This is a genomic window from Marinobacter vulgaris (assembly GCF_003344045.1).
GTDB lineage: Bacteria > Pseudomonadota > Gammaproteobacteria > Pseudomonadales > Oleiphilaceae > Marinobacter > Marinobacter vulgaris.
Genome location: NZ_QFWX01000001.1, coordinates 644828 through 668056, shown reverse-complemented (window position 1 = coordinate 668056; position 23229 = coordinate 644828). Strand labels below are relative to the sequence as shown.

At 58.3% G+C, this 23229-nt stretch carries 22 protein-coding genes; 12 read left to right on the top strand and 10 right to left on the bottom strand.

The features are described from left to right. Window positions 1–194 precede the first annotated feature (194 nt). The 5 genes from DIT71_RS03100 (at window position 195) to DIT71_RS03080 (ending at window position 4396) form a co-directional block, all read left to right on the top strand. Window positions 195–476, top strand: a complete 282-nt coding sequence (locus tag DIT71_RS03100) for a ComEA family DNA-binding protein (protein WP_114611724.1) — start codon at window positions 195–197, stop codon at window positions 474–476. A 131-nt stretch (window positions 477–607) separates the two neighbouring features. Further along, entirely contained in the window at window positions 608–1387 is a 780-nt protein-coding gene (locus DIT71_RS03095; RefSeq protein ID WP_114611723.1) for a (Fe-S)-binding protein, read from the top strand. Beyond that, a complete protein-coding gene (locus tag DIT71_RS03090; RefSeq protein WP_114611722.1) occupies window positions 1384–2823 on the top strand; it encodes a LutB/LldF family L-lactate oxidation iron-sulfur protein in 1440 nt (479 codons plus the stop codon). Before DIT71_RS03095 ends, DIT71_RS03090 begins: the two co-directional genes overlap by 4 nt. Then, window positions 2820–3479 (top strand): LutC/YkgG family protein, encoded by a 660-nt coding sequence (locus tag DIT71_RS03085; protein WP_114611721.1) that lies wholly within the window; start codon window positions 2820–2822, stop codon window positions 3477–3479. Before DIT71_RS03090 ends, DIT71_RS03085 begins: the two co-directional genes overlap by 4 nt. Next, window positions 3476–4396, top strand: coding sequence for a DMT family transporter (locus DIT71_RS03080; RefSeq protein WP_114611720.1), 921 nt, complete (start codon window positions 3476–3478; stop codon window positions 4394–4396). The genes DIT71_RS03085 and DIT71_RS03080 overlap by 4 nt, the downstream gene beginning before the upstream one ends. A 19-nt stretch (window positions 4397–4415) precedes the next feature. On the opposite strand, the gene gloA is transcribed toward DIT71_RS03080, so the two are convergent. Then, window positions 4416–4982, bottom strand: a complete 567-nt coding sequence (gloA, locus tag DIT71_RS03075) for a lactoylglutathione lyase (RefSeq protein ID WP_114611719.1) — start codon at window positions 4980–4982, stop codon at window positions 4416–4418. Window positions 4983–5079: 97 nt separating this feature from the next. Further along, window positions 5080–6216, bottom strand: a complete 1137-nt coding sequence (locus DIT71_RS03070; RefSeq protein ID WP_114611718.1) for an alkane 1-monooxygenase — start codon at window positions 6214–6216, stop codon at window positions 5080–5082. A 164-nt stretch (window positions 6217–6380) separates the two neighbouring features. Between DIT71_RS03070 and DIT71_RS03065 the strand changes: the two genes are divergently transcribed. From DIT71_RS03065 to DIT71_RS03055, 3 genes are all read left to right on the top strand, one after another. After that, the gene (locus DIT71_RS03065) at window positions 6381–7439 is read left to right on the top strand and encodes a lysylphosphatidylglycerol synthase transmembrane domain-containing protein (protein WP_114611717.1); all 1059 of its coding nucleotides are present in this window, start codon (window positions 6381–6383) and stop codon (window positions 7437–7439) included. Continuing rightward, window positions 7436–9655, top strand: a complete 2220-nt coding sequence (locus tag DIT71_RS03060; RefSeq protein WP_114611716.1) for a glycosyltransferase — start codon at window positions 7436–7438, stop codon at window positions 9653–9655. Before DIT71_RS03065 ends, DIT71_RS03060 begins: the two co-directional genes overlap by 4 nt. 120 nt (window positions 9656–9775) lie before the next feature. Beyond that, complete coding sequence (locus DIT71_RS03055) at window positions 9776–10723, top strand: YbgA family protein (RefSeq protein WP_114611715.1); 948 nt, start codon at window positions 9776–9778, stop codon at window positions 10721–10723. A gap of 96 nt (window positions 10724–10819) precedes the next feature. Here the strand turns inward: DIT71_RS03055 and trhO are convergent, their stop codons facing one another. Together trhO and DIT71_RS03045 are read right to left on the bottom strand one after the other, a co-directional pair. Then, the gene (gene trhO / locus DIT71_RS03050; protein WP_114611714.1) at window positions 10820–11830 is read right to left on the bottom strand and encodes an oxygen-dependent tRNA uridine(34) hydroxylase TrhO; all 1011 of its coding nucleotides are present in this window, start codon (window positions 11828–11830) and stop codon (window positions 10820–10822) included. A 113-nt stretch (window positions 11831–11943) separates the two neighbouring features. Continuing rightward, window positions 11944–12675 (bottom strand): DsbA family protein, encoded by a 732-nt coding sequence (locus DIT71_RS03045; protein ID WP_114611713.1) that lies wholly within the window; start codon window positions 12673–12675, stop codon window positions 11944–11946. Between the two features lie 108 nt (window positions 12676–12783). Here DIT71_RS03045 and DIT71_RS03040 point away from each other — a divergent pair, with 108 nt between their 5' ends. After that, window positions 12784–13749: an NAD(P)H-dependent flavin oxidoreductase gene (locus DIT71_RS03040; RefSeq protein ID WP_114611712.1), complete on the top strand. Its 966-nt coding sequence runs from the start codon at window positions 12784–12786 to the stop codon at window positions 13747–13749. A gap of 53 nt (window positions 13750–13802) precedes the next feature. Here the strand turns inward: DIT71_RS03040 and DIT71_RS03035 are convergent, their stop codons facing one another. From DIT71_RS03035 to DIT71_RS03020, 4 genes are read right to left on the bottom strand one after another with little or no spacing between them, the layout of a single operon-like run. Further along, entirely contained in the window at window positions 13803–15338 is a 1536-nt protein-coding gene (locus DIT71_RS03035) for a DUF5666 domain-containing protein (protein ID WP_114611711.1), read from the bottom strand. Between the two features lie 41 nt (window positions 15339–15379). After that, complete coding sequence (locus DIT71_RS03030) at window positions 15380–15781, bottom strand: hypothetical protein (RefSeq protein WP_114611710.1); 402 nt, start codon at window positions 15779–15781, stop codon at window positions 15380–15382. After that, a complete protein-coding gene (locus DIT71_RS03025) occupies window positions 15778–16635 on the bottom strand; it encodes a DUF6502 family protein (protein ID WP_114611709.1) in 858 nt (285 codons plus the stop codon). Before DIT71_RS03025 ends, DIT71_RS03030 begins: the two co-directional genes overlap by 4 nt. 37 nt (window positions 16636–16672) lie before the next feature. Next, window positions 16673–18121 (bottom strand): DUF5666 domain-containing protein, encoded by a 1449-nt coding sequence (locus DIT71_RS03020; protein WP_114611708.1) that lies wholly within the window; start codon window positions 18119–18121, stop codon window positions 16673–16675. Between the two features lie 162 nt (window positions 18122–18283). Here DIT71_RS03020 and DIT71_RS03015 point away from each other — a divergent pair, with 162 nt between their 5' ends. Beyond that, window positions 18284–18454: a DUF6435 family protein gene (locus DIT71_RS03015; RefSeq protein ID WP_114611707.1), complete on the top strand. Its 171-nt coding sequence runs from the start codon at window positions 18284–18286 to the stop codon at window positions 18452–18454. 133 nt (window positions 18455–18587) lie between these two features. Here DIT71_RS03015 and DIT71_RS03010 read toward each other — a convergent pair whose 3' ends face one another. Both DIT71_RS03010 and DIT71_RS03005 read right to left on the bottom strand, forming a co-directional pair. Next, window positions 18588–18932, bottom strand: a complete 345-nt coding sequence (locus DIT71_RS03010; RefSeq protein ID WP_114611706.1) for a chaperone modulator CbpM — start codon at window positions 18930–18932, stop codon at window positions 18588–18590. A gap of 12 nt (window positions 18933–18944) precedes the next feature. Continuing rightward, window positions 18945–19922, bottom strand: a complete 978-nt coding sequence (locus DIT71_RS03005) for a DnaJ C-terminal domain-containing protein (RefSeq protein ID WP_114611705.1) — start codon at window positions 19920–19922, stop codon at window positions 18945–18947. A gap of 201 nt (window positions 19923–20123) precedes the next feature. Here DIT71_RS03005 and DIT71_RS03000 point away from each other — a divergent pair, with 201 nt between their 5' ends. Together DIT71_RS03000 and DIT71_RS02995 are read left to right on the top strand one after the other, a co-directional pair. Further along, on the top strand, window positions 20124–20918 hold the full coding sequence (locus tag DIT71_RS03000) for a TVP38/TMEM64 family protein (RefSeq protein WP_114611704.1): 795 nt from the start codon (window positions 20124–20126) through the stop codon (window positions 20916–20918). Beyond that, the gene (locus tag DIT71_RS02995) at window positions 20915–23146 is read left to right on the top strand and encodes a hypothetical protein (protein ID WP_114611703.1); all 2232 of its coding nucleotides are present in this window, start codon (window positions 20915–20917) and stop codon (window positions 23144–23146) included. The genes DIT71_RS03000 and DIT71_RS02995 overlap by 4 nt, the downstream gene beginning before the upstream one ends. The last annotated feature ends 83 nt before the right edge of the window (window positions 23147–23229 follow it).

Below are 23229 nucleotides of genomic sequence, written 5' to 3'. Positions count from 1 at the left end.
AGCGCCCAGGATGGAGCGCAGCCTGAAGGATCAGGCATGGGGTCAGCCACGGGCAGGTGCACAGATGATGTGTTTCTGCCCGTGCACTTCACTCCTTCTTTTCAGTTATCCTTTTGTTTTCCAACCAGCTCCGCCGCTTTTACGTCCTGACCAACAATCAGAAACGTGAATTCACACTCAGGAGCCAAATCACTATGAATTGCACCCCGACACGCACCCCCCTTATGGCCACACTGGTCCTGCTGTTCAGCCTGTTCGCCGGTTTCGCCCACGCGGAGCCAGTCACCATCAACATCAATACTGCTGACATCGAAACCCTGGCCAGCCTTGACGGCATCGGGCAGAGCAAGGCCGAAGCCATCGTGGCCTATCGCGACGCCAACGGCCCTTTCCAGTCCAGCGACGAGCTTGCCAATGTCAAAGGCATTGGTGAGCGCACGGTGGAAAAGAACGCTGAGCGAATGACCGTCGAGTAACCCTCCAGGGCAGTGGCCAGGCGCCACTGCCCGACTTTCCTGAACGATTCCCCTAAAGTCGCCTGGCAACACAGGTTCTGCGGCCCTATCATTGACTGTTACAGTCAATGATAACCTCGAGCGGCAGCACTATGGTTGATCCCATCAAGGTTTACCCGGCCAAACCTTCAAAAGTCTATTTCTACGGCACCTGCCTGGTGGACATGTTCTACCCGGATGCAGGCATGGCCGGCATTCAGTTACTGGAACGGGAGGGCATCGAGGTGATCTACCCCGAGGACCAGACCTGTTGCGGCCAGCCTGCCTACACCTCCGGTTACCACGACGAAGCCCGCGCGGTTGCCAAGGCCCAGCTGGGGCTGTTCCCGGAAGACTGGCCAATTGTGGTGCCCTCCGGTTCCTGTGGCGGCATGATGCGCAAGCACTACCCTGCGCTGTTCAAGGACACCGCCGAGGAGGTGAAAGCGGCGGAAATTGCTGGCCGGATCTGGGAACTGACGGATTTTCTGCTGCAGGTTTGCCATATCAAGCTGGACGACCTGGGTGAGCCAACGACCGTCGCCATGCACACTTCCTGCACCGCCCGCCGCGAAATGGGCGTGGCGGAAGTCGGGCCGAAACTGCTGGGTCAGCTGAAAAATGTGAACCTGGTGGAACAGGAGCGGGCTGCGGAGTGCTGCGGCTTTGGTGGCACGTTTGCCGTGCGTCACCCGGAGATTTCCGGTGCCATGGTCAGTGAAAAAGTGGACACCCTGGTGAATGCGGGCGCGAAGGAATTCGTTACTACCGACTGCGGCTGCCTGATGAATATCGACGGCTACGCTGAGAAAAACCAGAAGCCGGTGACCGGCCAGCATATTCTGAGCTTTCTCTGGGAACGCACCAACGGCGATGGGGGCAAGCGCTCATGACTGAAACCGCACAACAATCACCTCATCACATTGATGTGAAAGAATTTCACCCGCGCGCGCGGGCGGCCATCCACAACCCGCAGATTCGGCAGAACTTCCGCAAGGCGATGGACGGGCTGATGAGCAAGCGCAAGTCCGCATTCGAGGGCTGGGACCTGGAGACCCTGCGGGATCTGGGCGCCAATATCCGCCTGCGGGCACTGGCCCACCTGCCGGACCTGCTGGAGCAGCTGGAACAGAAACTGACCGAAAACGGCATTACCGTGCACTGGGCCAGCGATGGCGACGAAGCCTGCAAGATCGTGCGGGACATTTGTCTGGCCCGCAACGCCAAGACCGTTATCAAGGGCAAGTCCATGGTGTCCGAGGAAATGGAGCTGAACCATTACCTCGAGGAACAGGGCATCGAAGCCCTGGAATCAGACTTGGGCGAATATATTGTGCAGCTGGCCGAGGAAACGCCGTCCCATATCATCATGCCGGCAATTCACAAGAACACCGAAGAAATTTCTCAGCTGTTGCATGACAAGACCGGCACCGATCTTTCCCATGATGTGGAGTACCTGACTGCCAGCGCGCGTTTGCAGCTGCGGGAAAAGTTCATGAATGCGGATGTGGGCGTCTCCGGCGTTAACTTCGCCGTCGCCGAGACCGGTACCCTGTGCCTGGTGGAGAACGAAGGCAACGGGCGCATGACGACCACGGTGCCCCCCTGCCATATCGCGGTGACCGGCATCGAGAAGGTGGTGCCCAAGCTGGAAGACGTCACTGCCCTGTTGGCGCTGCTGACCCGCTCCGCCACGGGTCAGCACATCACCACCTATTTCAATATGATTTCGGGCCCCCGCAAGGCCAATGAGCTCGACGGGCCGGAAGAGGTCCATGTGGTGCTGGTGGATAACGGCCGCTCTACCATCTACCAGGACGACGAACTGCTGGACACCCTGCGCTGTATCCGCTGTGGCGCCTGCATGAACCATTGTCCGGTCTATACCCGCGTCGGTGGCCACGCCTACGGCACCACCTACCCGGGCCCCATCGGCAAGATACTGATGCCCCACATGGTGGGCCTGGACGAAGGGCGGCATCTGCCCACGGCGTCGAGCCTCTGTGGGGCCTGCGGTGAAGTCTGCCCGGTGAAGATCCCGATACCGGATCTGCTGGTGCGGTTGCGCCAGGAGTCCGTGGACGGTGACAAGCTGCACCCGGCCAAGGTGCGCGGCCATGGTGCCAAGCGCAGCAATATGGAAGCCATGATCTGGAAGGGCTGGAGCTGGATGCATGCGCGCCCCGGCATCTACCGGATGGGCACCCGCCTGGGCGCCCGCTTCCGCAAACTGCAGCCCGGCAAACTCGGTGGCTGGACGCAATACCGCACGGCACCAAAACTGGCCGCCAAAACCCTCCATGAACGGATCAAGGAGCGCAGCCAGTGAGTTCCCGTGACGCCATCCTGCAACGCCTGCGCCACCGCACCGGCGGCGAACTGACTGCCCCGGAATGCGACTTCTCGGTTCTCAACCGGCCCGAGTGGAGCACCGCGGAAAAACTCGACATGTTCGAGCAGACCATCGAGTCCGTCCATGGCGAAGTCCATCGCACAACGGAATCCGGCTGGATCGACCGGCTGGCTGAAATCCTCCAGACCCGTGGTGCCCAGACGCTGCTAATTACCAAAGAACACGAAATCGGCAAGGCGCTGCGAAGCGCCACAGAAGGCCGGGAAGACCTGCCCCATCTGCTGATTTATGACGAGCCGGTGGAAAGCTGGCAGGAAACCCTGTTCAGCGACGTGGATGCCGGTATTACCTCCACCCGTGGTGGCATTGCCGAAACCGGGTCCCTGATCCTGTGGCCATCGGTAGACGAGCCACGACTGATGAGCCTGGTGCCGCCAATCCATATTGCGGTGCTCAAGGCCAGTGAGCTCTACACCACGTTCCACCACGCCATGCAATCCCAGAACTGGGCCGCTGGCATGCCAACCAATGCGCTGTTAATCTCAGGGCCGTCGAAAACCGCAGATATCGAGCAGACCCTTGCCTACGGTGTCCACGGTCCCAAGGAACTTATCGTACTGGTTATTGAATGATTCAAGGCGCTTTACTGATCGCCCTGGCAGCCCTGCTCTGGGCGACTACGGGTATTGTCGCGAAATTCCTGTTTAACGGCACCGAGCTGCAGGCGGTGACGCTCGGCTTTCTGCGCCTGGCGGTCGCGCTGCCGTTTTTCTTTGCGCTGATGCGCAGGGAGCAGCGGGCCCTGGCTGGCAGGGCTACCCCGTTACCGAAATTTACCTGTAAGTCTCTGGCTCCGCTGATCGCCCTGGGGTTGTTCCAGGCTGTCTACCAGGGCAGTTACCTGCTGGCCGTGGATATGACCGGCGCGGGTATTGCCACACTGATTGCGTTGTGCCTGGCGCCGGTGCTGGTGGCTATTCTGGCAGCGCCCTTGCTGGGAGAAAAACCCGGACTGGTCACCATCCTCGCCCTGGCCGCGGCCATTGCCGGCACCGCCATGCTGGTGATAAGCGATATGGACAGCGCCGGCAGATTGCGACTGGGCGGTATCCTGGTAGCCGTTCTGGCGGCCTTTGTGTACGCCGGCTTTACCCTGACCAGTCGCCATACCTCCACGGGAACACCCGTGTTCACCACCGCCTTTATCTGCTTTTTTACGGCCGCGCTGATCCTGTTGCCCGTGGTGGCGGTCAGTGGTGGCTTCGAAGGTCTGGAAACCCTGGGAGTCGGGCAGTGGCTGATGGTGGCTTATATCGGCGTTGTGCCGACCTGCCTGGGGTATCTGAGTTTTTTCAGTGGCATGAAAACGACGCCGGCAACGTTATCCAGCATTATCGTGACCCTGGAGCCGCTATTCGTGGCGCTGCTTGCGTGGGTTTTCCTGGGCGAGGTGCTGGGCGTGATCGGCATGACCGGCGCGCTGATTCTGACAGCGGCGGTCATTGTGGCATCAGGCAGCAGTGCCGGGAAGAGGCCCGGCACTGCCTGACACGGCAAGAGGCTCTTGCTTAACTGTCCTGGCCTTCCTCTTGCAACCGGCGCTGTTTTTCAAGCATGTTCGGTTGCAGGATCTCGATCCAGTAGCCGTCGGGGTCCTTGATGAATGCCAACCCTTTCATCTTGCCATCGTCCGGTTTCTTGACGAACTCCACGCCCAGTTTATCCAGCCGGTCACAGGCGTAATAGACATCCGGAACTGCCACACCGATATGGCCGAAGCCCTGGGGTTCGTCGTTGCCATTGTGGTAGCTGAAATCCGGATCGTTCTCGGTGCCCCAGTTGTGGGTCAGCTCGAGCATAGCCTCGCGACCGAAGATAAACGTGGTGCGGTGGGCATCATCGTGGGGCACCCTGTTGGCCTGGCGATCATCAAGGTAGGCCATAAAGTAGAGGGTGAACTTCATTTCCGGGAAGTCGAGTTTCCTGACCAGCCGCATGCCCATTATCCGGGTGTAGAAGTCCATGGAGCGCTCGGGGTCCTTGATGCGCAGCATCGTCTGGTTGAAGACATAGCCCTCGGTGTCGGGGACGGGTGCTTCGTGCAGGCCAGGGGCTTGTTCGAAGTGCTTGGGCATGGAGTGCTCCCTTTCTTATGCGTTCAGGATTCAAACATTATACGTGTGTGCGTTACCAGAAGATTTCAAGGGCACAGCCCGCCGGCCGGGCTTCGATTCAAGCCAACTGGTGCTCCTCGCCCTGGTAATAGGCCTCCACTCTGGGGTTCATCACCTTTCTCCATAGCGGCGGAATCATGGCAATGAGGATCATCGCGGTATAGCCCGCCGGAAGCTGGGGGGCAACGTCATGGTGGCGAAGTACCTGGTAGCGGCGTTTGGCCCGGGCGTGGTGGTCACTGTGGCGCTGAAGGTGGAACAGGAAGGCATTGGTGAGAAAGTGATTGGAGTTCCAGCTGTGTTCCGGACCGGTACGTTCATAGCGGCCGCTTTCAAGTTTGCGGCGGTGGAGGCCATAGTGTTCCAGGTAGTTGACGATCTCCAGCATGTTAATGGCGATGACGCTCTGCCCCAGAAAGAAGACCACTCCAAGCCAGCCGAAGGCGATTGTGAAGGCGGCGAGCGTCAATGCGGAAAGGCTGTACCACCAGATGAGTTCGTTGCGCCAGTTGCAGGCGCGGTGGCTTTTTTTCCGCAGACGGCTGGCTTCGAGCTTCCAGGCATTCAGGAAATTGCGCACATAGGCCCGGGGCAGGAAGTTGTAAAGCGACTGGTTATAGCGCGAGGACGAGGCGTCTTCCGGGGTCGAGACATGCACGTGGTGGCCGCGCAGGTGCTCAACCTTGAAGCCGGCGTAGCAGACCAGTGACAGCATCAGGCCGCCGGCCCATGTCTCGAGCCTGTCATCCTTGTGGATGAGCTCGTGGGCAACGTTAATGCCCAGGCCGCCCACGATGCCCATGGAGAAAATCCAGCCAATGCTGCCGGCCACACTGAAGATACCGGATGCCAGCACAAACATGCTCCATACCAGCAACCCGACAAAGGCGGCGACCCAGCCCAGGGTGATGAATCTGTAGAAGACTTCGGCGTTCATGCGGGGTGTGTCGACGTCCTCGTCCGGGTTGAGGGCATCCTTACCCAGCAGCAGATCAAGTATGGGAATAAAGCCATACACCACGAAAGGAACACCCCAGGCGAACAGATTGACCCACCCCGTGGCCTGCCCGGCCGCCAGTGACAGAGGCGGCAGGGCCAGAGGTATCAGAGCGATAAGGAAGCTGTATTTCTTGAGCGTCAGTAGCGTCTTTCTGCGCGCGTATTCGGTGCTCGGGGCTAATGGTCTGGTACTCACGGGATTTCCCTTAATGGCGGTGGCGTTGGATCTTGTCGATCGCTTATTGTTAATGAATTATTGTCCTACAATACGACAATCGTCAAGCGGTCATTGCCGCCTTATGCCAGTGACTATCCCGGTCAGGACCCGTAAAATGCCCGTCTCAATACAGTGGGCCGTTCATGACCAACATCCCCGATCAAGATTATCAACAGCGCGCGTCCTGGCGCCGGCTGACGGTTTTCAGCCTGCTCTTCATCGCCATGACGGCCGCCGGGCTCTATGCGGTTTACGACCAGTTCGCGGGGCGCAGCGTTACCTTTGACCCGCGCCTGGTTTCACCGCAGGCCCTTGCTTCAATCGTCGCCCTGCTGATGGTTTACTTCGGGGCGGACGGGTTGCGGCTGCACTATACGCTGCGGGCGCTGGGGCACCGTTTGCCCTTTCCGGTGATTTTCCGGCTGGTGTTCATCAATCTGTTTTTTTCCAACGTCACACCCATGGCCACCGGCGGCGGCTTTGCACAAATCTGGTACCTGCAGCACCACGGGGTGCCGGTGGGGCGCGCTACCGCAGCAACGACCATCCGCACGGTCATTGCGGTGATCTTTATCTTTTCCCTCACGCCGGTTTTCCTGCTTACTCTCGACACCCTCGATAACCAGCCCCTGGTTGGCGAACTGGGGCCGATACTGGCCTTGCTGATCCTTGTCTATCTCGGTTTTTTCATGGTGGTCCTGTTCCGTACGCGGTGGCTGATTGGCCCATTGGGCCGATTGCTGAGCCTGTTGCACCGGTTCCACCTGCTCGGCGAGCGACGGCATGACCGCTGGCAGTTCAAGGCCAAGCGGGAAATGCTGCGCTTCTCCTCCAGCTTTGGCCACTACATCAACGGGCCGAAACAGTATGTGGCGCTGTCGGTCGTGTTTACCTTTGTATTTCTCCTCAGTCTGTTCAGCTTTCCGGCGCTGCTGATATCGTCCCTGGATTACGACGTAGACTACGTTGTGAGTACGGGCCTGCTGGTGGTGACCACCTTTGTGATGTACTTTTCACCAACACCCGGCGCTTCCGGCATATCCGAGGGGGTATTCGGCAGCTTCTTCCGGGACATACTCACGGCCAATCACCTGTTACTGGTGACCGTAAGCTGGCGATTCATCACCATCTACATCGGCATGCTTGCCGGCCTGGTGATTCTGCAGAGGGAACTGATGAGGAACAGAAAGGAATTCCCATGAAAAGCCGCCACCCGCTGAGAGCGCTGTTTTACACCAGCCTGTCGATTGTCCTGCTGCTGGTGGGGTACAAGGCCTACCTCAACCTGTTCGCGCCCGAGTTCAAGGCCCTGCACACAGAACAGGTGGCCCTCATCAGTGACAGTCTGTCCGATTCCGAGGGCTTCAGTTTTGCGGTGGTGGGCAACATCAACAACTCCGTGGGCGTTTTCGAAGACCAGATGATTCCGGTACTTAACCAGGCCGACCTGGACTTTGTGGTTTCCGCCGGCAATGCCGTCAGCGGGGGCGGGGAAGACAAATACCGGGCCATCCACGGAACCCTCTCCCACCTGGATATCCCCTACCTGCTGACATTCGGCGAAAATGAATACGAGAACTTCGGCAGCTACCGCTTTTACGACCACTTCGGCCCGCATTTTTTCAGCGTAAAAGCCGGCGGCGCCCGCCTGATCTTCCTCGACAGCACCGGCAAGACACCCTGGCAATGGCAGATCCGCTGGCTGAATGATCTGCTGAATCAGGAGCCCAACCGATTGCGCTTTCTGTTCATCGGGCACCCGCTACTGGAACCCGAGCAGGAAGCTCCCTTCGAGCAGGACGAGGATTTCCTCGAGCCCCCGGAATTCCGGCAGGCACTGCTTGAGGCTATTGCCCGGCACGATATCGATATGGTGTTCTCCGCCAATCTGTCCCTGTATTCGGATCAGGTCCGGGGCAACACCCGCTTCATTACCACGGGCGGAGCCGGTGGACTGGTGCTCAACGATGACACCAGCTTCTATCACTACGTGCGGGTGGATGTCAGCGAAGACGGTGAAGTCAGCCATTCCCTGCAGCGACTGGAGGGCCGGCAGAATCCGGTGCTGAGCACACTGGAGTCCCTCTGGTTCTTCGTTTACTCCCTGTTCTACGTGGGCTATGTGAACTTTATCCTGCTGGTGGCGGTGTTTGTGCTGATCAGCACCAAGCTCTACAGCGCCATTTTCGTGGAGAAGGACTACTACCCGGACTATGACCTGGACCCGCAGCCCTGGCTGTCCCGGCCATTACGGGTTGCCATGTTCACCAATAACTACCTGCCTTTCATTGGCGGCGTCCCCATTTCCATCGAACGGTTGCGCAAAGGCCTGGAAACCCTCGGCGACACCATCCTGATTGTCTGCCCGCGGTATCGTGACCAGCCACAACAGGAAACCAACGTGCTGCGGGTTCCGTCACTGCTGTCCATGGGCGAGGATCGCGAATTCCGGCTGGCCAATATTTTCCTGTCCAGGATCCGCAAGCGAGTGAAGGCTTTCAAGCCGGATATCATCCACCTGCACCACCCGATCTGGCTGGGCGGATCCCTGGGGCTGTTCATCGCCCGGCGCCTCAAGGTGCCGGCGGTCTACACCTACCACACCCGCCTGGAGCACTACGCGCATTTTGTACCCCTGCCGGGCAGCCTGTTTCGGAACCTGATCTCCCACGAGCTGATCAAGCACTTTGCCAACAAGTGCAATGGCGTTATCGTGCCCACCTACTCCACCGAGGAATACCTGCGGATGATCGGCGTCAAAAGCCCCGTATTCGTTCAGCCGACCGGCATCGAGTACCAGCGTTTCCAAGAGGTTGCCGATGAAGATGTCCGCAAACTGCGGGATTCCCTGAACATCGTCGATGAAATCGTATTCGTCAGTGTCTCGCGGCTGTCCAATGAAAAGAACATCGATTTCATGATCGATGCCATCGACGCACTACGCCGGCGTAGCGACCGCCCATTCAGATTCCTGATGATTGGTGAAGGCCACCAGCATGAGCGGCTGCAGCAGCGCATTGATGAACTGGAACTGCAGGACTGCTTTACATTGGTCGGCTCCATTCCGCCCGATGAGATGGCCACCTGGTATCATTTGGGTGACGCTTTCCTGTTTGCCTCCAAATCGGAAACCCAGGGCATGGTAATCCTGGAAGCCATGGCTGCAGGCCTGCCGGTGGTTGCCGTACGCTCCAGCGGCATTGACGATGTGGTGCGCCACGGCTTCAACGGCTTCAAGACACCGGAGAAACAGGATCAGTGGTGTGAGCGGGTGCGACAGCTGCTGGAAGATGACGCACTGCGCCAGGAGATGGCCGACCACGCCCTGGAATTCGCCGCGGATTATTCCGTGGAGCAGTTTGCCCGGGATATACGGGAAATCTACGCCCTGACCCTGGCGCAATCGTCCTCCCGGTAGCCGCAGCAGGGGACTGCCTTCAATGCCCCGCTATCAAGGCACCTGTTCCAACGCCAGCGCTGATCGGTTTAGACTGTGAAAACGTACCTGTAAGGTACTTTTTCAACCCGGAGACAGACTGTGACAGGCATTCCCGTTGGTATCAGCACCTGCCTGCTGGGCAAGGAAGTCCGCCATGACGGCGGCCATAAACATTCCCGCTTCTGTACCCAGGTACTTTCCCGCCACTTCGATTTCCGCTCCATCTGCCCCGAGCTGGAAGCAGGTCTGGGCGTGCCGCGGCCAGCCATACACCTGCGCGAAAATACCGATGGCCTCAGACTGATCGAGACCAGAGGCACGGCAGACCACACTGACGCCATGCAGGGGTTTATCGATGAAGTGATGCCGACCCTCGCGGACCTGAGAGGCTATATCCTGATGGCCAAGTCCCCCAGCTGTGGCATGGAGCGTATCAAGGTACACAACGACAACGGCAACGTGATCCGCCGCGACGGCAGAGGGCTGTTTGCCGAAGCCCTGATGCGGCACTACCCGCTGATGCCGGTGGAAGAGGAGGGCCGCCTGAATGACGACAGGCTGCGGGAGAACTTTATTGAACGGGTATTCGCCTACGACGACTGGCTGCAGAACGTGGCGGGCGAAAACCTGACGGCCCGCGCCCTGATCGGGTTTCACACCCGCCACAAGTTCCAGTTGCTGGCCCACTCCGAGAAGATCTACCGCCAGCTGGGGCCCATGCTCGGAAACCTGAAATCCGAACCCCTGACAGACATTGCGGAGCGTTATATTGCTTCCTTCATGGAAGCGATGACCCAGAGGGTGAGCCGCGGATCCCACGTAAACGCCATGCAGCACCTGATGGGTTATCTGAGGGACTCCATGGTAGATGAGGACCGGAAAGTGCTGGTGGAGCAGATCGAGGCCTACCACCGGGGTGAAGTCCCCCTGGTGGTGCCGATGACGCTGTTGCGGATGGCCCAGCGGCGGGAGCCGGTGGACTATCTCCACAGCCAGCAGTACCTGACCCCCTACCCGGACGAGCTGGGGCTCAGGAACCGGGTCTGACGCCCGTCAGAACCCGTAAAGCAGAACAGGAACAAGGACAGCGTGACAATGGCAAGGTTTGCCTTGAACTGCATGAATCCTCCCTGGTTTTAACGGTCAGGATTTGGCACGACGCTCGCCCATGTCACTCTTGCGGGCCTGCTGTTCACGCTCTGCCTTTTTGCGGGCTTTTCGCTCTGCAATGATACGTGCCGCCTCACCGCCCACATGGGCTTCGCCGCGTTCCTCCGCCAGGCGCATCTGGCGCTCACGCTCGGCGAAGCGGGCTTTCTGCGCTTCGGTCAGCGAGTCGATACAGCGATGACAGCTGACGCCCTGCTCGTATTCCGGGCGCTGCTTGTCTTGCTCGGTGATCGGCCGGCGGCAGGCGTGGCACTGGTCGAAGTCGCCCCGCTCCAGCTTGTGATTCACGGTTACCCGATCATCAAACACGAAGCACTCCCCCTGCCACAGGCTCTGGGATTGCGGCACCTCCTCGAGGTATCTGAGGATGCCACCCTTCAGGTGATACACCTCATCAAAGCCCTGTTCCTTCAAAAAAGCCGTGGATTTCTCGCAACGAATACCGCCGGTACAGAACATGGCCACCTTCTTGTGCCTTGATGGATCCAGGTTCTCCTTCACGTACCCGGGAAACTCGCGGAACGTATCCGTGGCCGGATTCCTGGCGTTCTGAAAGGTGCCGATCTCCACTTCGTACTGGTTACGGGTATCCACAACCAGAACGTCCGGGTCAGAGATGAGATCATTCCACTCTTTGGGGTCGACATAGGTGCCCACGATGCGTTTCGGGTCTATACCCTCCACGCCCATGGTGACGATCTCTTTCTTCAGTTTGACCTTGGTGCGCTTGAAGGGCTGGATATCGACAAAGGATTCCTTGTAATCGATGCCCTGGAACCGGTCATCGGCATCCAGCCAGTTGCGGACAGCATCAACACCCTTGCGGCTGCCGGCGATGGTGCCATTGATGCCCTCGCGGGCCAGCAACAGGGTGCCGTGCACGTCTTTCTCAAGCATCAGGTCCAGCAGCGGCTGGCGAAGGGTTTTGTAATCGTTCAGGACTGCGAACTTGTATAGCGCGCAGACAACAACATCCTGGCTCATGAGTCTGGTTTCTCCTGCGGGCCGGACCGTAAATCCGGAGCATGGTTAATGGTCGCCAAAGGCGCGAGGCGGCCATTCTAACGGATCCGAACCCAGGAGAATATTACGGGGTATTACTGCTGCGCATCCGCCAGCTCGCGATCAACCACTGCTGACAGCTGGCCCCATCCCGGGCGGGTCAGGCGGATGTTATCGACCAGTACCGTCGGTGTGCTGGTCACGCGCAGCTGCATTGCGACCCGCCGGCTCTGCTCGATTTCTTCGAGGTGCAGGTCTGTGGTCATGCAACGGCGGAAACGGCGCTCCTCCAGTCCCAGATCGTTGGCATAGCGGCTGAATGTATCGACCGGGCTGCCGGAGCCACTCCATTCAGTCTGCATGTCAAACAGCATGTCGTGCATTTCCCAGTAGGCGCCCTGATCACCGGCGCAGCGCGCGGCCTGGGCGGCAGGCATGGCGTTGTCGTGTTGCTGGAGTGGCAGGTCGAAATACACAAAGCGGACTTGGCCGGACTCGACGTACTGCTGTTTTAGCTGTTGGCTGGCCTCAGCAAAGCGGGCACAGGCCGGGCACTGGAAGTCCGCGAACTCCCTAACCACCACAGGCGCATCGTCTGCACCCATGGATACGCCGTAACGGTCCAGTTCGGCAGGAAACGGGCCGGCATTGGGGGTAGCGACCGGCAGCTCATCAGACGTCGGGTCCGGACTCGCGGTGAGGAAAAATACGCCGATGGCAACAAACACCAGCACGATAACACCGATACCGATGACCAGCGGCTTGCGATTCTTCTGCCTGGGGGGCGGCGGGGCACCGGTTGCCTTTCTTCTTTTTGCTTCGCCCATATGGGAGCTCCTTGTTGTTTAGTCGTCTATGATCATTTTCAGCCAATAACAGGCACGCTAAGATCCTCTCTATCGTACAGAAGTTCCAACAGCAATTAAGGAATTCCCATGGCCTTACCCGAATCACTGAAGAACTCCCTGAACCTCCCCCTGGTGGCAGCCCCCATGTTTCTGATCTCCGGCCCGGAAATGGCCCTTGCCTGCTGCAAGCAGGGCATTGTTGGCAGCTTCCCGGCTCTGAACCAGCGCACCAGCGAGGATTTTGAGAAATGGGTGATTCAGATGAACGAGGGCCTTAACGACTTCCGCCAGACCCATCCGGACCGGAAAACCGCCCCCTACGCCGTTAACCTGATTGTTCACCGTACCAACCCCCGCTGGGAGGCTGATCTGGAGCTGTGTGTAAAGCACCAGGTGCCTATTGTGATCACGTCTCTTGGCGCCGCAACCCGCGTGACCGAAGCCGTGCACAGTTACGGTGGCATGGTGTTCCACGACGTCACCAACCAGAAGCATGCCCGCAAGGCGGCAGAAGCCGGCGTGGATGGCATTATCGCCGTGTCTGCAGGCGCAGGCGGCCATGCCGGCACCCTCAACCCGTTTGTGCTGGTGCACGAAATTCGCGAGGTGTTCGATGGCATTATCCTGCTGGCCGGAGGGCTTTCCAGGGGCGAGGACATACTGGCAGCCCAGGCCATGGGCGCGGACCTGGTCTACATGGGTACCCGTTTTATCAACACCACCGAATCACAGGCGGAAGCGGCCTACCAGAACATGATCATTGAGGCCGTGTCCGGTGACATCATCCACACCCCGGCGGTCTCCGGCATTCCCGCCAACTTCATGCGCCAGAGCCTGGAGGCGGCCGGCTACCCCATGGACAAGCTGAACCAGGCCGGAGAGCTCAACTATGGAGAGAAACTCAAACCCGTAGATGACGAGGCGAAAGCCTGGAAGACCGTATGGTCTGCGGGCCAGGGAGTCAGCCAGATCAAGGATGTTGTGTCAGTCAGCGAGCTGGTGGAGCGCATTGGCAAGGAATATCGGGAGACCCGTTCAGAGCTTTGTGGCTAGGATTTCAGTAATAGAGGGTGCCCTGATGGGCACCCTGGCACGGTTATTGGCGATCAGTCGTCATCATCCTCTTCGAGTTCGACCTCTTCGGCTCTGTAGCGATATACCCCGACGTTGGTCGATCTATACTCCACCTCTATGATCGGAAAAGCTCCGGTCAGAGGGTTAACCAGGCTCTCCACTTTAGAGCGGTCATTGTCTGCGAATGCGTTTGCATCTGCAGCCATCCTGACACCCAGCACAGTGATTGACTGGTCATCTATACCGCGTAACTTTCCTTCCAGTTCGAACTCGCCCAAGCCGTCGCCTTCCGGCTCTTCGCGCTCAATCTTGAGGGCCTCCAGGAAGATGTCTCCCCTGCCGTCTTCTCTTTCGATCCCCGCAACTTCGACTTCATCCCCCCAGAACAAATCCTCGAAATCGATTCTCGCGTCGTCATCGCCTGTGATAATGGTCAAAGGCGTCGCTTTTACGCGCACGCCACCAACCTCAAAGGTCCTGGCAGAGCGGTCAACTGAAGAGGTTATATTGCCTTCAACTTCAGCATCAGCCTCCCTGAGTTCAATTTCCTCAGCCACAACCGTGCCGTCGGCGGCAAATTCACCCTCAACCTCTACCAGGATTCCCTGCTGCAAATCGCTGACCGTAAGACCACCATCAAGCTCGGTGTCGCCAGTTACCTGAACCGTAAGGTCGCTTATCAGGAACGTGCCTGTCTGGGCACCAGAACCACTTGAGCGAAAAGATTCCTGAATAGTGCTGGTTAGTTCGATATCTTCCGCCGCATTCCGACCGTAACGGCGAAAATCGTCGCGTTCGATTTCCCTCGCTTGCAGCGTGTCACCAGTGTAGCTCCCCTCGACTTCAAAGAAACGGCCCGGCACCAGATCGCTCACGCCAAGCCCTTCGCCAAATTCAACGTTATTGGCGTCATAGGTCACTTCAATGCCACCGATGATGAAACTGCCTTGTTGAACAGAATCCTCTTCAATCGCACCCTCCAGTTCCACGTCTGATCCAGTGGCTGGGATAACACCTACATAACTCGCGCGGAAGGAACCATCTTCCTGTCTCCAGCCACTCACCCTGATGCTAAGCCCCGTACCTTTCTGGGCCAACAGGTCCGTGTAGGTTGTACCGCTGACAACCGTCTGTTTATTAACAACGACGGTCTGGCCAAGAACAACCAACCGTATAAATTCACCAGCTCCCGAGGCGTCTGGTGTAATTGTTTCAATCACACCTCTAAGCGTATCGTCATACTCAACAAGATTGGCCGTGCCCTGGCCATCATCCTGCCATTCCCCGTTTACCCGCAGGATCATGCCCTCGTCCAGCTCCGACTCCATGGAAATACCGTCGTCGCTTTGCACTCCGCCGTTGAGGTTTTCGGTGTTAAACCGAACCCCATTAACGACCACGCTACCAAATCCGGAAACCGGGCCTACGCTCGACCCGGTGCCGCGGATACCGCCCTCGGCGACATCAAGATCACCACTGCCACCACCGCCACCACAGGCGGTGAGAATTCCCAACGCCAGAGCGCTCATTGAAAACCAGGCAATTGCGGGGACGGACTTCGGTTTCATTCGTGTTTCTCCCTGGCCGGTAACGTGGCCAACAATATTCATCAACAATCGTTAAGACGTCTGCGGGGGCTGTTGCCGTAGCTCGTATCATCTTCTGCAATCGAGACGCTATCACCCTGGTATGGCAGTCCCGGGACATAAGCGCTGCGGCGCAGTAACAGGCAGCCGCTATCATTCTGCTCCACGATTCCCTTGCGCAGCAGTTCGTTGAAAATGACCGTCGGTGCAAGTTCACGATTCACATGGCCGACAAGACTGGTAAACCCCGCCTCTCCCGGACTGGAGATGGGCAGAAGCGTAGGTTCGTTGTCGGCGTCAAGGAACTTCTGACAGCTGATCCAGTGCCGGACAACTTCCCGGGCACTGGCAGACAGAAGCGTGTTCACCAGTTCGGTGAGCTGCCAGCTTTGGCGAATTCGCGCGCAGGATCCGGGCCTTGTCATTTCTGGTCTCCATGGATCTCCGGCTGAACCGGATCTTCAAAGTAGAAAATGCCGACACCGGTCCGGACCGCCTCTCCCCTGGCGCCGCCCTCTCCCTGGCTGGCAATATCGCGGTCATGGGGGCCGAGCCACCGGTCGAGCTGCTCCAGCATTGACTGTGACTGCTCTGCTGCATACTGGCGCCAGCGCACGATGACGTCCGGCGGTATGTTGTTGTATACCAGCGTTCTCTGAAACAGGGGCTGACTGTTTTCTCCGCTCCCCACCAGGTTGTGATCAATGGTCGCTATCAGGTCTGATACGTCCTTACCGAAGATCTGTAGCATTTCTTCGCTGTCACCCGCCGGCACATAGGCCCTTTGGCGTAACGTCAGCTTTCCTGATCCGTCCGTTGCCACAACACCCACGCGGACCAGTTCTTCCAGAACCGCCCGCGGCGTCATATCGCCGCTGTAGCGTTTTACCAGTTCGCTGAAGCTGAGCGGGCCGTCGAACGGCAGCTCTGCGGGCTCACCATCACTGGTCTGGAAGGCGGAATCATGAACCCAGCCGGAAACCACGCGCGAGGCACGGTTTTCATGCCTCGCATCCAGGCCTCCTGCATGCTCACCTGCCAGGATCTCGCGCTGCCTCTTGACCTCCTTTCGCGTCAAACCCGTCATAACAGCTGCGCTGGAATCCGTGGGCTTTTTGCGATTGTTAGAAAAGTCTTCCAGAGCGGCATCCACATAGGCGCGCCTGACCAGCTCTGCGAACTCGGCAAACGGAATACCATTGCGGAGCAGCAGGCGTGCCATGGGGCGCAGAATGCGATACAGCGCCCGATGCAGGGGATTGGTTTCAGACTTTTTCATATTTGGGATTGTATTCCCATAGCGATATCAAAACCAATCAGTCGTCTTCCTCAATCTCACTGATGACATAGTCACCGCCGGTACTGCGGAAGTATTCAACCTCTACCTGATTGCCCACCCGGATGTCAGAGATATCCTCATCATCAAGGAACAACGTGAGTCCAAGCACGGTAACCGAGTTGTCAGTTACAGCTGTTATCCGTCCTTCAAGCTCGAAGTCTCCGCCATCTTCGTCGTCCTCACGTTCGATTTTGAGGGCTTCCAGATAGTCGGTGCCGGACGAGCGCTGACGGCCTTCCACTTCGATAAAGTCACCGACCCGCAGGCTTTCAATATCGCGAGTTCTCATGGTGATGCTGTCATCATCGTTATCGTCATCTTCGATGAGGGTGTTGCTGCTCAGCACTACACGTACACCACTGACAACCAGTTCGTTGTCGTTCTTCGATTCGATAACGCCTTCCACTTCCGCATCACCATCACGGGGTTCAATCTCTTCAGCCACGAGCACACCATTTCGGAAGCTGCCCTCGACCTTAACCAGCAGGCCATCACCCAGGTCACTCTCCTGCAGCCCGTCATCAAACTCGGTGCCGCCGTTCACCTGGACAGTAATTCCGTTGACGCTGAACTGCCGGCTGGCGTCGTCGTAGTCACCGCTGATGGCTCCTGCAATCTCGACATCATCGTCGTCATCGAACAGATCGTCTTCATCGTCGACCTCTTCTGCGATCAGAATACCGCCACTATCAATAAAACCCTCCACCTCAACGGCGAGGCCGTCGGCAAGATCATCAGGGTCCAGATCGTCATCCAATTCGGCGCTCTGATAGTTCACCTCGATACCGTTGATCTGAAAGGTCTGCGCGACTGGATCCAGGTTACGGATCACACCTTCGATTTCGACTTCATTGATGTCGTCAAAATCATCACTGACCGGTTTTACGCCTACGAAACTGGCACGGAAGATACCGTCGTCAAGTCGCCAGGCACTGATACGGACCCGATAGGTATCAGCGGCAACCCCATCCAGTTCCGCCGGTGTCGCGCCTTTGAAAACTGTTTGCCCATCCACCAGAATTTCCTGCCCGGCGACAATCAGCGTGCCCTCCCCGTCAAGCAAATCCGGACCATTCCAGATAGCGGATTGCAATGTGCCGCGGATCGTATCGTCATAATCCAGGCGATCGGCCTCGCCCCGACCATCATCGCCCCAGCGGCCACGAACCTTGAGAATCATGCCTTTCTCGAGTTGTGTTTCCCGTTCAATGCCGTCGTCGCTGTTAACACTGCCGTTGGTATCAAAGCGGGTGCCATTCACATACACACTGCCAAAACCCGACACCGGACCGACACTGGTGCCAGAAGATGCGGAGTCAGTGCTCGACGAGCCGGAACCACCGCCGCCGCCACAGGCCACAAGAGAACCGGCGACTGCACCGGTCAGGACCAGTTTGATTGCTGTTGCAAGGGGATTACGTTTCATTGGCCTTCTCCTTTTTAATTGGGATTATTTTCCCAAATATATAATTGGGAATTTATTCCCATTTTTAGGAGTTGTCCAGTTTTTGATCATGAAGATTTTGTGAACTTTCCGGCCCTATGGGCGTAAGCTACTGAACAGACAAATTAAAACAGGGGAAAAATAATGCTGGGATTTTTGAAGAGCGATCCGAAGAAAAAGCTACAGAAAGAGTACGAGGCGAAGCTGCAGAAGGCGCTCCACGCCCAGCGCAACGGTGACTTGCGCACTCACGGCACACTGATGGAAGAAGCTGAGAAGATCTACGCGGAACTGCAGAAGATTGGTAAGGAGTAGGTCTCCGAGTTTGGAGGAAGCTCCAGCTGGTGCCCCTGTTCAAAACCGTGGAGCGCCAGGGATGGCGCGACCGAGCCCTACAGGGACGTATTTACGGGCGTGTTTTGAACAGGGCGTACCAGTAGGACCCGAACTAGAAGTCGCCCATCAGATGGCGGAGTTGCCGGTTCAGACGGTCGACTTCACGCCGCATCTCCTGAACTTCATCAAGAAGCTCCAGGGACATCGCCAGGCCCGGCAGATTCAGCTTAAGGTCACGCTGCAGCCGCTGGGCCTTGCGCAACCGGGCCAGGGCCGGGAGATCAAACTCCCACTGGCGCGTCTCCGGCGATTCCTCAATCGGAGCAATCACACCATAGCTTACAAGTTTGATAACGAACTCGGCATGGCAGTCCCCACGCTCGCAAATCTCACGCAAAGTGAATGTTGCGGTCGGTTCCACCAGTTCGACGCTCAGAATCCGGTCTTTTTCAGTCATCCTTCACCCCGCTCACACATGCAGTTTGCTGCGTGGATTGAACCCTTTTTCTGCCTCGGCCAGCTGCCGGTAAAGCTCCTCGGCTTCTTCACTGTGACGCTCGGGCATCACAATCTGCAGCACCACCAGCTGGTCTCCCGGATGTTTACCAGGCAGACCTTTGCCCTTGAGCCGCAGCTTGCGGCCGCTGGAAGAGCCCTTGGGGACTTTTACGTTCACCTTCGAGCCAACCGTGGGAACGGTGACTGACGCACCAAGGGCAGCCTCCCAGGGGGCGATGGGCACGGTTACCAGTATATCCCGGCCCTCCACCGTGAACATGGGGTGCGGCGCGTATTCCACCTCGATGAAGAGATCGCCGTTCTCCGCGCCACCGACGCCGGGTGCACCCTGGCCCTTCAGACGGATGTGCTGGCCTTCTTTCATACCGGCGGGGATTTTTACGTTCAGGGTTTTCTGGCGGGGGACTACCCGGCCATTGGCGTCAGGCTCCTGAACGGTGAACGACACCTGCTTCTCGCAGCCCTGAAACGCTTCTTCCAGGAAAAGTGCCAGCCGGGCGTGAACGTCTTCACCCCGCATGCGCATGGAATGACGCTGGCCACCGAAACCGCCCCCAAAGCCGGGGCCGGCTCCACGGCGCCGGCCACCACCGAAGATTTCCTCAAAAAAGTCGCTGAACTGCGCCGCATCGGCTTCGGTGTAGCCACCACCGCCAAAGCCGGAGGCACTCTCCCATCCGGGAGGACGCTCGAACGACCCGTCTTTCCGGGCCCCGTATTTCCTGAGCTCATCGTATTCCGCCCGTTTCTCAGGGTCTTTCAGTACTTCGTAGGCCTCGCCGACGTCTTTGAATTTCTCATCGGCCTTGTCCTCCTTACTGACGTCCGGATGGTATTTCCGGGCCAGTTTGCGGTAGGCCTTTTTAATCTCCTCGGGGGAGGCAGACTCGCTCACACCGAGTACGGCGTAATAGTCTTTGAAGTCCATTCTTATCCTCACACCTGTTTAGAATGCTGGGCGTTATTTGCCCGGTTACTACCACTATATTTGATGAGGAAGTGGAAATTACAAGGTGGGCACGCATCAGAATTGACGCGTATCAGCTGTGTGGGCCGGGTTTATGCTCTTGTTTTCACCCCCTGGCCTATCCTAGGCTTGGTTAAATACGAGGAACATTTCAGGCATGGAATGCCGCCCATTTTGTTTTCAGGCAGGAGGGCACCTCCCATTACCCAAGAACCAGAGCTGGAACGAAAGGCCGGCTGGAGAAGTTCTCCCATTCTCGGGATGCTGGCCAGCATCGTTTTTGTCGGCGTTATTCTTGCGATCCTCTATTCCCTGGGCATCCATGAACAGGTTGTGGTCATGCTTCAGTGGTTTGAAGCCCAGGGCGCCTGGGCTGCCCTGTTGTTTGTTCTGCTGATGACGGTAACAGTGGTAGCACTATTGCCCGGCTTTCTGTTTACCACCGGCGCAGGCTTTGTATTCGGGGTGGCGGAAGGCACCGTCTATGTCGTCACGGGCACCGTGTTGGGCGCTTCCCTCGCTTTTCTGATAGCCCGCTATCTTTTTGGCGATCGCGCAAAAGAATTCGTGATGGCGAGAGCACGCCTGCGGCTGATGAGTGATGAGCTGACGCCCCATGGCTGGAAAATCGTACTCCTGACACGGCTGATTCCGTTTTTCCCCGGGAAGCTTTCCAACTATTTCTTTGGCCTGACCCGCTTTTCATTCGGCGGCTTTGTCTGGGGTTCCGTCATTGGCTTTATCCCTTTCTCCCTTCACAACGTCTACCTGGGCTCCATCGCGGCCGACCTGACTGTCCTGGGCGTGCGGGAGACCGGCCGCTCTCCTCTGGAGTGGGCCATATACGGCGCAGGCTTTGCCGGCACCCTGGCGGCTGTCATTTTTCTCAATATCCTGTCGCGCCGTGCCCTGGCCAAATACACAGACAAAGAACACACCCTGGAGATCAAACAGTGACCTGGATGAAATGGCTACCCTGGCGCTTTGTCGTGAAAAGCGTCGCCCGTAAACACGGTTTTCTCGATCCCATTGCGCTGCTCTCCAAACTTCATGGTTTCGCCCAGCCCTCGGAGGTTGGCGAGCCCATCGAGCTGCTGCGTGCCGGTGTGGTTTTCCATGCCCGGGGCCTGATAAACAGCCGCGTCATCCAGCACAATCTTGACTGGGTCTGGCCCTACTGGATCGAGCGGCAGTTCGATCCCAGGGACCCGTCGTTCATTCCCCGAGCGTTTTCCATTACCCATATCAACCTGAGCAACCGGAACTGGACCGCCGTGGGGCATCCCGACTGCGACGAGCTGCCGATCGTGGACCCAAGAGGCCTGCTGACGCCGTTTTTTGACAGCTGGTCGCTGGACGGATGGCTGCTGGCCAAAGACGGTCGCTGCCTGCTGCCCTCGCGGACGAAAGCTGCCCGTCAGTGGCAGGAACTCGGGGATGTAATCAGCGTGGATACGGAGTCATCCATGGACGGGCTGGAACTGAACAGCCGCTCCTGGGTGGAGTTGGAAGATGGCATTCCGGTCTGCAAATTCCGGGTGCGTGCAAAGTCGGACGTGTCGGGCTCACTGGTGCTTGCCCTGCGGCCCTCCAACCCGGAGGGAGTCAGTTTCATTAACAGCGTCAGCCTCTCCGGCAAACGGGATGCCTGGACGGTGGACGGCAATCGTTCAGTCACCTTCAGCGCCCCTGCCGAGAGGCATCATGTTTCGGATTACAGGAATGGCGATGTGCACATCCACCTGACGGATCGCGAGGATCAGCAGGAGGGCGTCTGTGACGTAGGCATGGTAACAGCGGCCGCGCTGTTTTCTGTCGAGGCCGGCAAGACCCGGGAAATCACCGCCAGCATTCCGCTTAGCCAGAGCCCTGCAGATCTGCCGGAGGCCGATGCCTGGCAGACAGAGCGCGAAGGCCATGCGCGGCTGGTGTGTCCGGAACCCCGATTCCAGTTTCTCTATGATGCGGCGGTGGCATCCCTGATTCTTCATTCGCCGGATGATGTCTATCCCGGCCCGTTCACTTACAAGCGCTTCTGGTTCCGCGACGCCGCCTTCATCATCAACGCACTGCTGAGCATCGGGCTGACGGCCCGAGCTGGCAGGGCCCTGTCACGCTTCCCCCAGCGCCAGACCAAAGGCGGTTATTTCCGCTCCCAGGAGGGCGAGTGGGACGCCAATGGCGAAGTGCTCTGGATACTCAAGCGCTTTTTCGACCTCACCGGCCGCCGCCCGGAAAAACACTGGCATGACCCCATACGCCGAGGCGCCAGGTGGATCACAAACAAACGCCTGCGCAAGGAAACGGAAGCACCCCACGCCGGCCTGCTGCCGGCGGGTTTCAGCGCTGAACATCTGGGCCCGAATGACTATTATTACTGGGATGACTTCTGGGGGATCTCTGGCCTGCACGCTGCCGCCGACATGCTAGCGGCCGACAGCCCGGCCGATAGCCGGACGTTCCGGGACGATGCAGTCGATTTCGCGAAAGCCGTCGATCGCAGCCTTGAGGGCTGCCGGCAGCGCCTGAAACGGCCGGGCATGCCAGCCTCCCCCTACCGTCGACTGGATGCGGGCGCCATCGGCTCCCTGGCCGTGGGTTACCCGACCCAGCTCTGCGCGCCTGATGATCCGCGACTGCTGGACTGCGTTGAATTTCTGCTGGAGCGGTGCTTTGTCGACGGTGCCTTCTACCAGGACATGATTCACTCCGGCCTGAACGCCTACCTGACCCTGCATGTGGCCCAGATTCTTCTGCGGGCCGGGGACCCCCGTTATCTGCAGCTGATCGACTCGGTGGCCGACCTGGCATCCCCTACCGGCCAGTGGCCTGAAGCCATCCATCCCGGCACCCGTGGAGGTTGCATGGGAGACGGGCACCACGTCTGGGCATCGGCGGAATGGGTACTGATGGTCCGTAACTGCTTTGTGCGGGAAGAAGGCGAACGCCTGGTGCTCTGCGGTGGCATACCGGAACGCTGGCTGGAACAGGGCGAGACCATCAGCTTCGGTCCAGCGCCAACCGCCTTCGGCACCGTCTTCGTGACTGTGACGCCCGACTCCGGAGGTTCTCCAACAGTTGAGTGGACCGCCGACTGGCACACCGAAGAGCCGCCTATTGATGTGAAGCTGCCAGGGTATGAGCCGGTGGTCGCGAGCCCGGGCACAAATGCCGTCAAGCTCTAATCAGCCAGGCATTATCGAGAAGTTCAAACAAGCAGTGATAGGCCTTCCTTCCGGGACCCTAAAAAACATGGATGTTTTTTAGG

What these genes read in the sequence shown, in the direction of transcription:
- DIT71_RS03100 (WP_114611724.1), top strand. Translation starts at nt 195, where the DNA reads ATGAATTGCACCCCGACACGCACCCCCCTTATGGCCACACTGGTCCTG.
- DIT71_RS03095 (WP_114611723.1), top strand. Translation starts at nt 608, where the DNA reads ATGGTTGATCCCATCAAGGTTTACCCGGCCAAACCTTCAAAAGTCTAT.
- DIT71_RS03090 (WP_114611722.1), top strand. Translation starts at nt 1,384, where the DNA reads ATGACTGAAACCGCACAACAATCACCTCATCACATTGATGTGAAAGAA.
- DIT71_RS03080 (WP_114611720.1), top strand. Translation starts at nt 3,476, where the DNA reads ATGATTCAAGGCGCTTTACTGATCGCCCTGGCAGCCCTGCTCTGGGCG.
- gloA (WP_114611719.1), bottom strand. Translation starts at nt 4,982, where the DNA reads ATGCCCAAGCACTTCGAACAAGCCCCTGGCCTGCACGAAGCACCCGTC.
- DIT71_RS03065 (WP_114611717.1), top strand. Translation starts at nt 6,381, where the DNA reads ATGACCAACATCCCCGATCAAGATTATCAACAGCGCGCGTCCTGGCGC.
- DIT71_RS03060 (WP_114611716.1), top strand. Translation starts at nt 7,436, where the DNA reads ATGAAAAGCCGCCACCCGCTGAGAGCGCTGTTTTACACCAGCCTGTCG.
- trhO (WP_114611714.1), bottom strand. Translation starts at nt 11,830, where the DNA reads ATGAGCCAGGATGTTGTTGTCTGCGCGCTATACAAGTTCGCAGTCCTG.
- DIT71_RS03045 (WP_114611713.1), bottom strand. Translation starts at nt 12,675, where the DNA reads ATGGGCGAAGCAAAAAGAAGAAAGGCAACCGGTGCCCCGCCGCCCCCC.
- DIT71_RS03040 (WP_114611712.1), top strand. Translation starts at nt 12,784, where the DNA reads ATGGCCTTACCCGAATCACTGAAGAACTCCCTGAACCTCCCCCTGGTG.
- DIT71_RS03035 (WP_114611711.1), bottom strand. Translation starts at nt 15,338, where the DNA reads ATGAAACCGAAGTCCGTCCCCGCAATTGCCTGGTTTTCAATGAGCGCT.
- DIT71_RS03030 (WP_114611710.1), bottom strand. Translation starts at nt 15,781, where the DNA reads ATGACAAGGCCCGGATCCTGCGCGCGAATTCGCCAAAGCTGGCAGCTC.
- DIT71_RS03025 (WP_114611709.1), bottom strand. Translation starts at nt 16,635, where the DNA reads ATGAAAAAGTCTGAAACCAATCCCCTGCATCGGGCGCTGTATCGCATT.
- DIT71_RS03020 (WP_114611708.1), bottom strand. Translation starts at nt 18,121, where the DNA reads ATGAAACGTAATCCCCTTGCAACAGCAATCAAACTGGTCCTGACCGGT.
- DIT71_RS03015 (WP_114611707.1), top strand. Translation starts at nt 18,284, where the DNA reads ATGCTGGGATTTTTGAAGAGCGATCCGAAGAAAAAGCTACAGAAAGAG.
- DIT71_RS03010 (WP_114611706.1), bottom strand. Translation starts at nt 18,932, where the DNA reads ATGACTGAAAAAGACCGGATTCTGAGCGTCGAACTGGTGGAACCGACC.
- DIT71_RS03005 (WP_114611705.1), bottom strand. Translation starts at nt 19,922, where the DNA reads ATGGACTTCAAAGACTATTACGCCGTACTCGGTGTGAGCGAGTCTGCC.
- DIT71_RS03000 (WP_114611704.1), top strand. Translation starts at nt 20,124, where the DNA reads ATGCCGCCCATTTTGTTTTCAGGCAGGAGGGCACCTCCCATTACCCAA.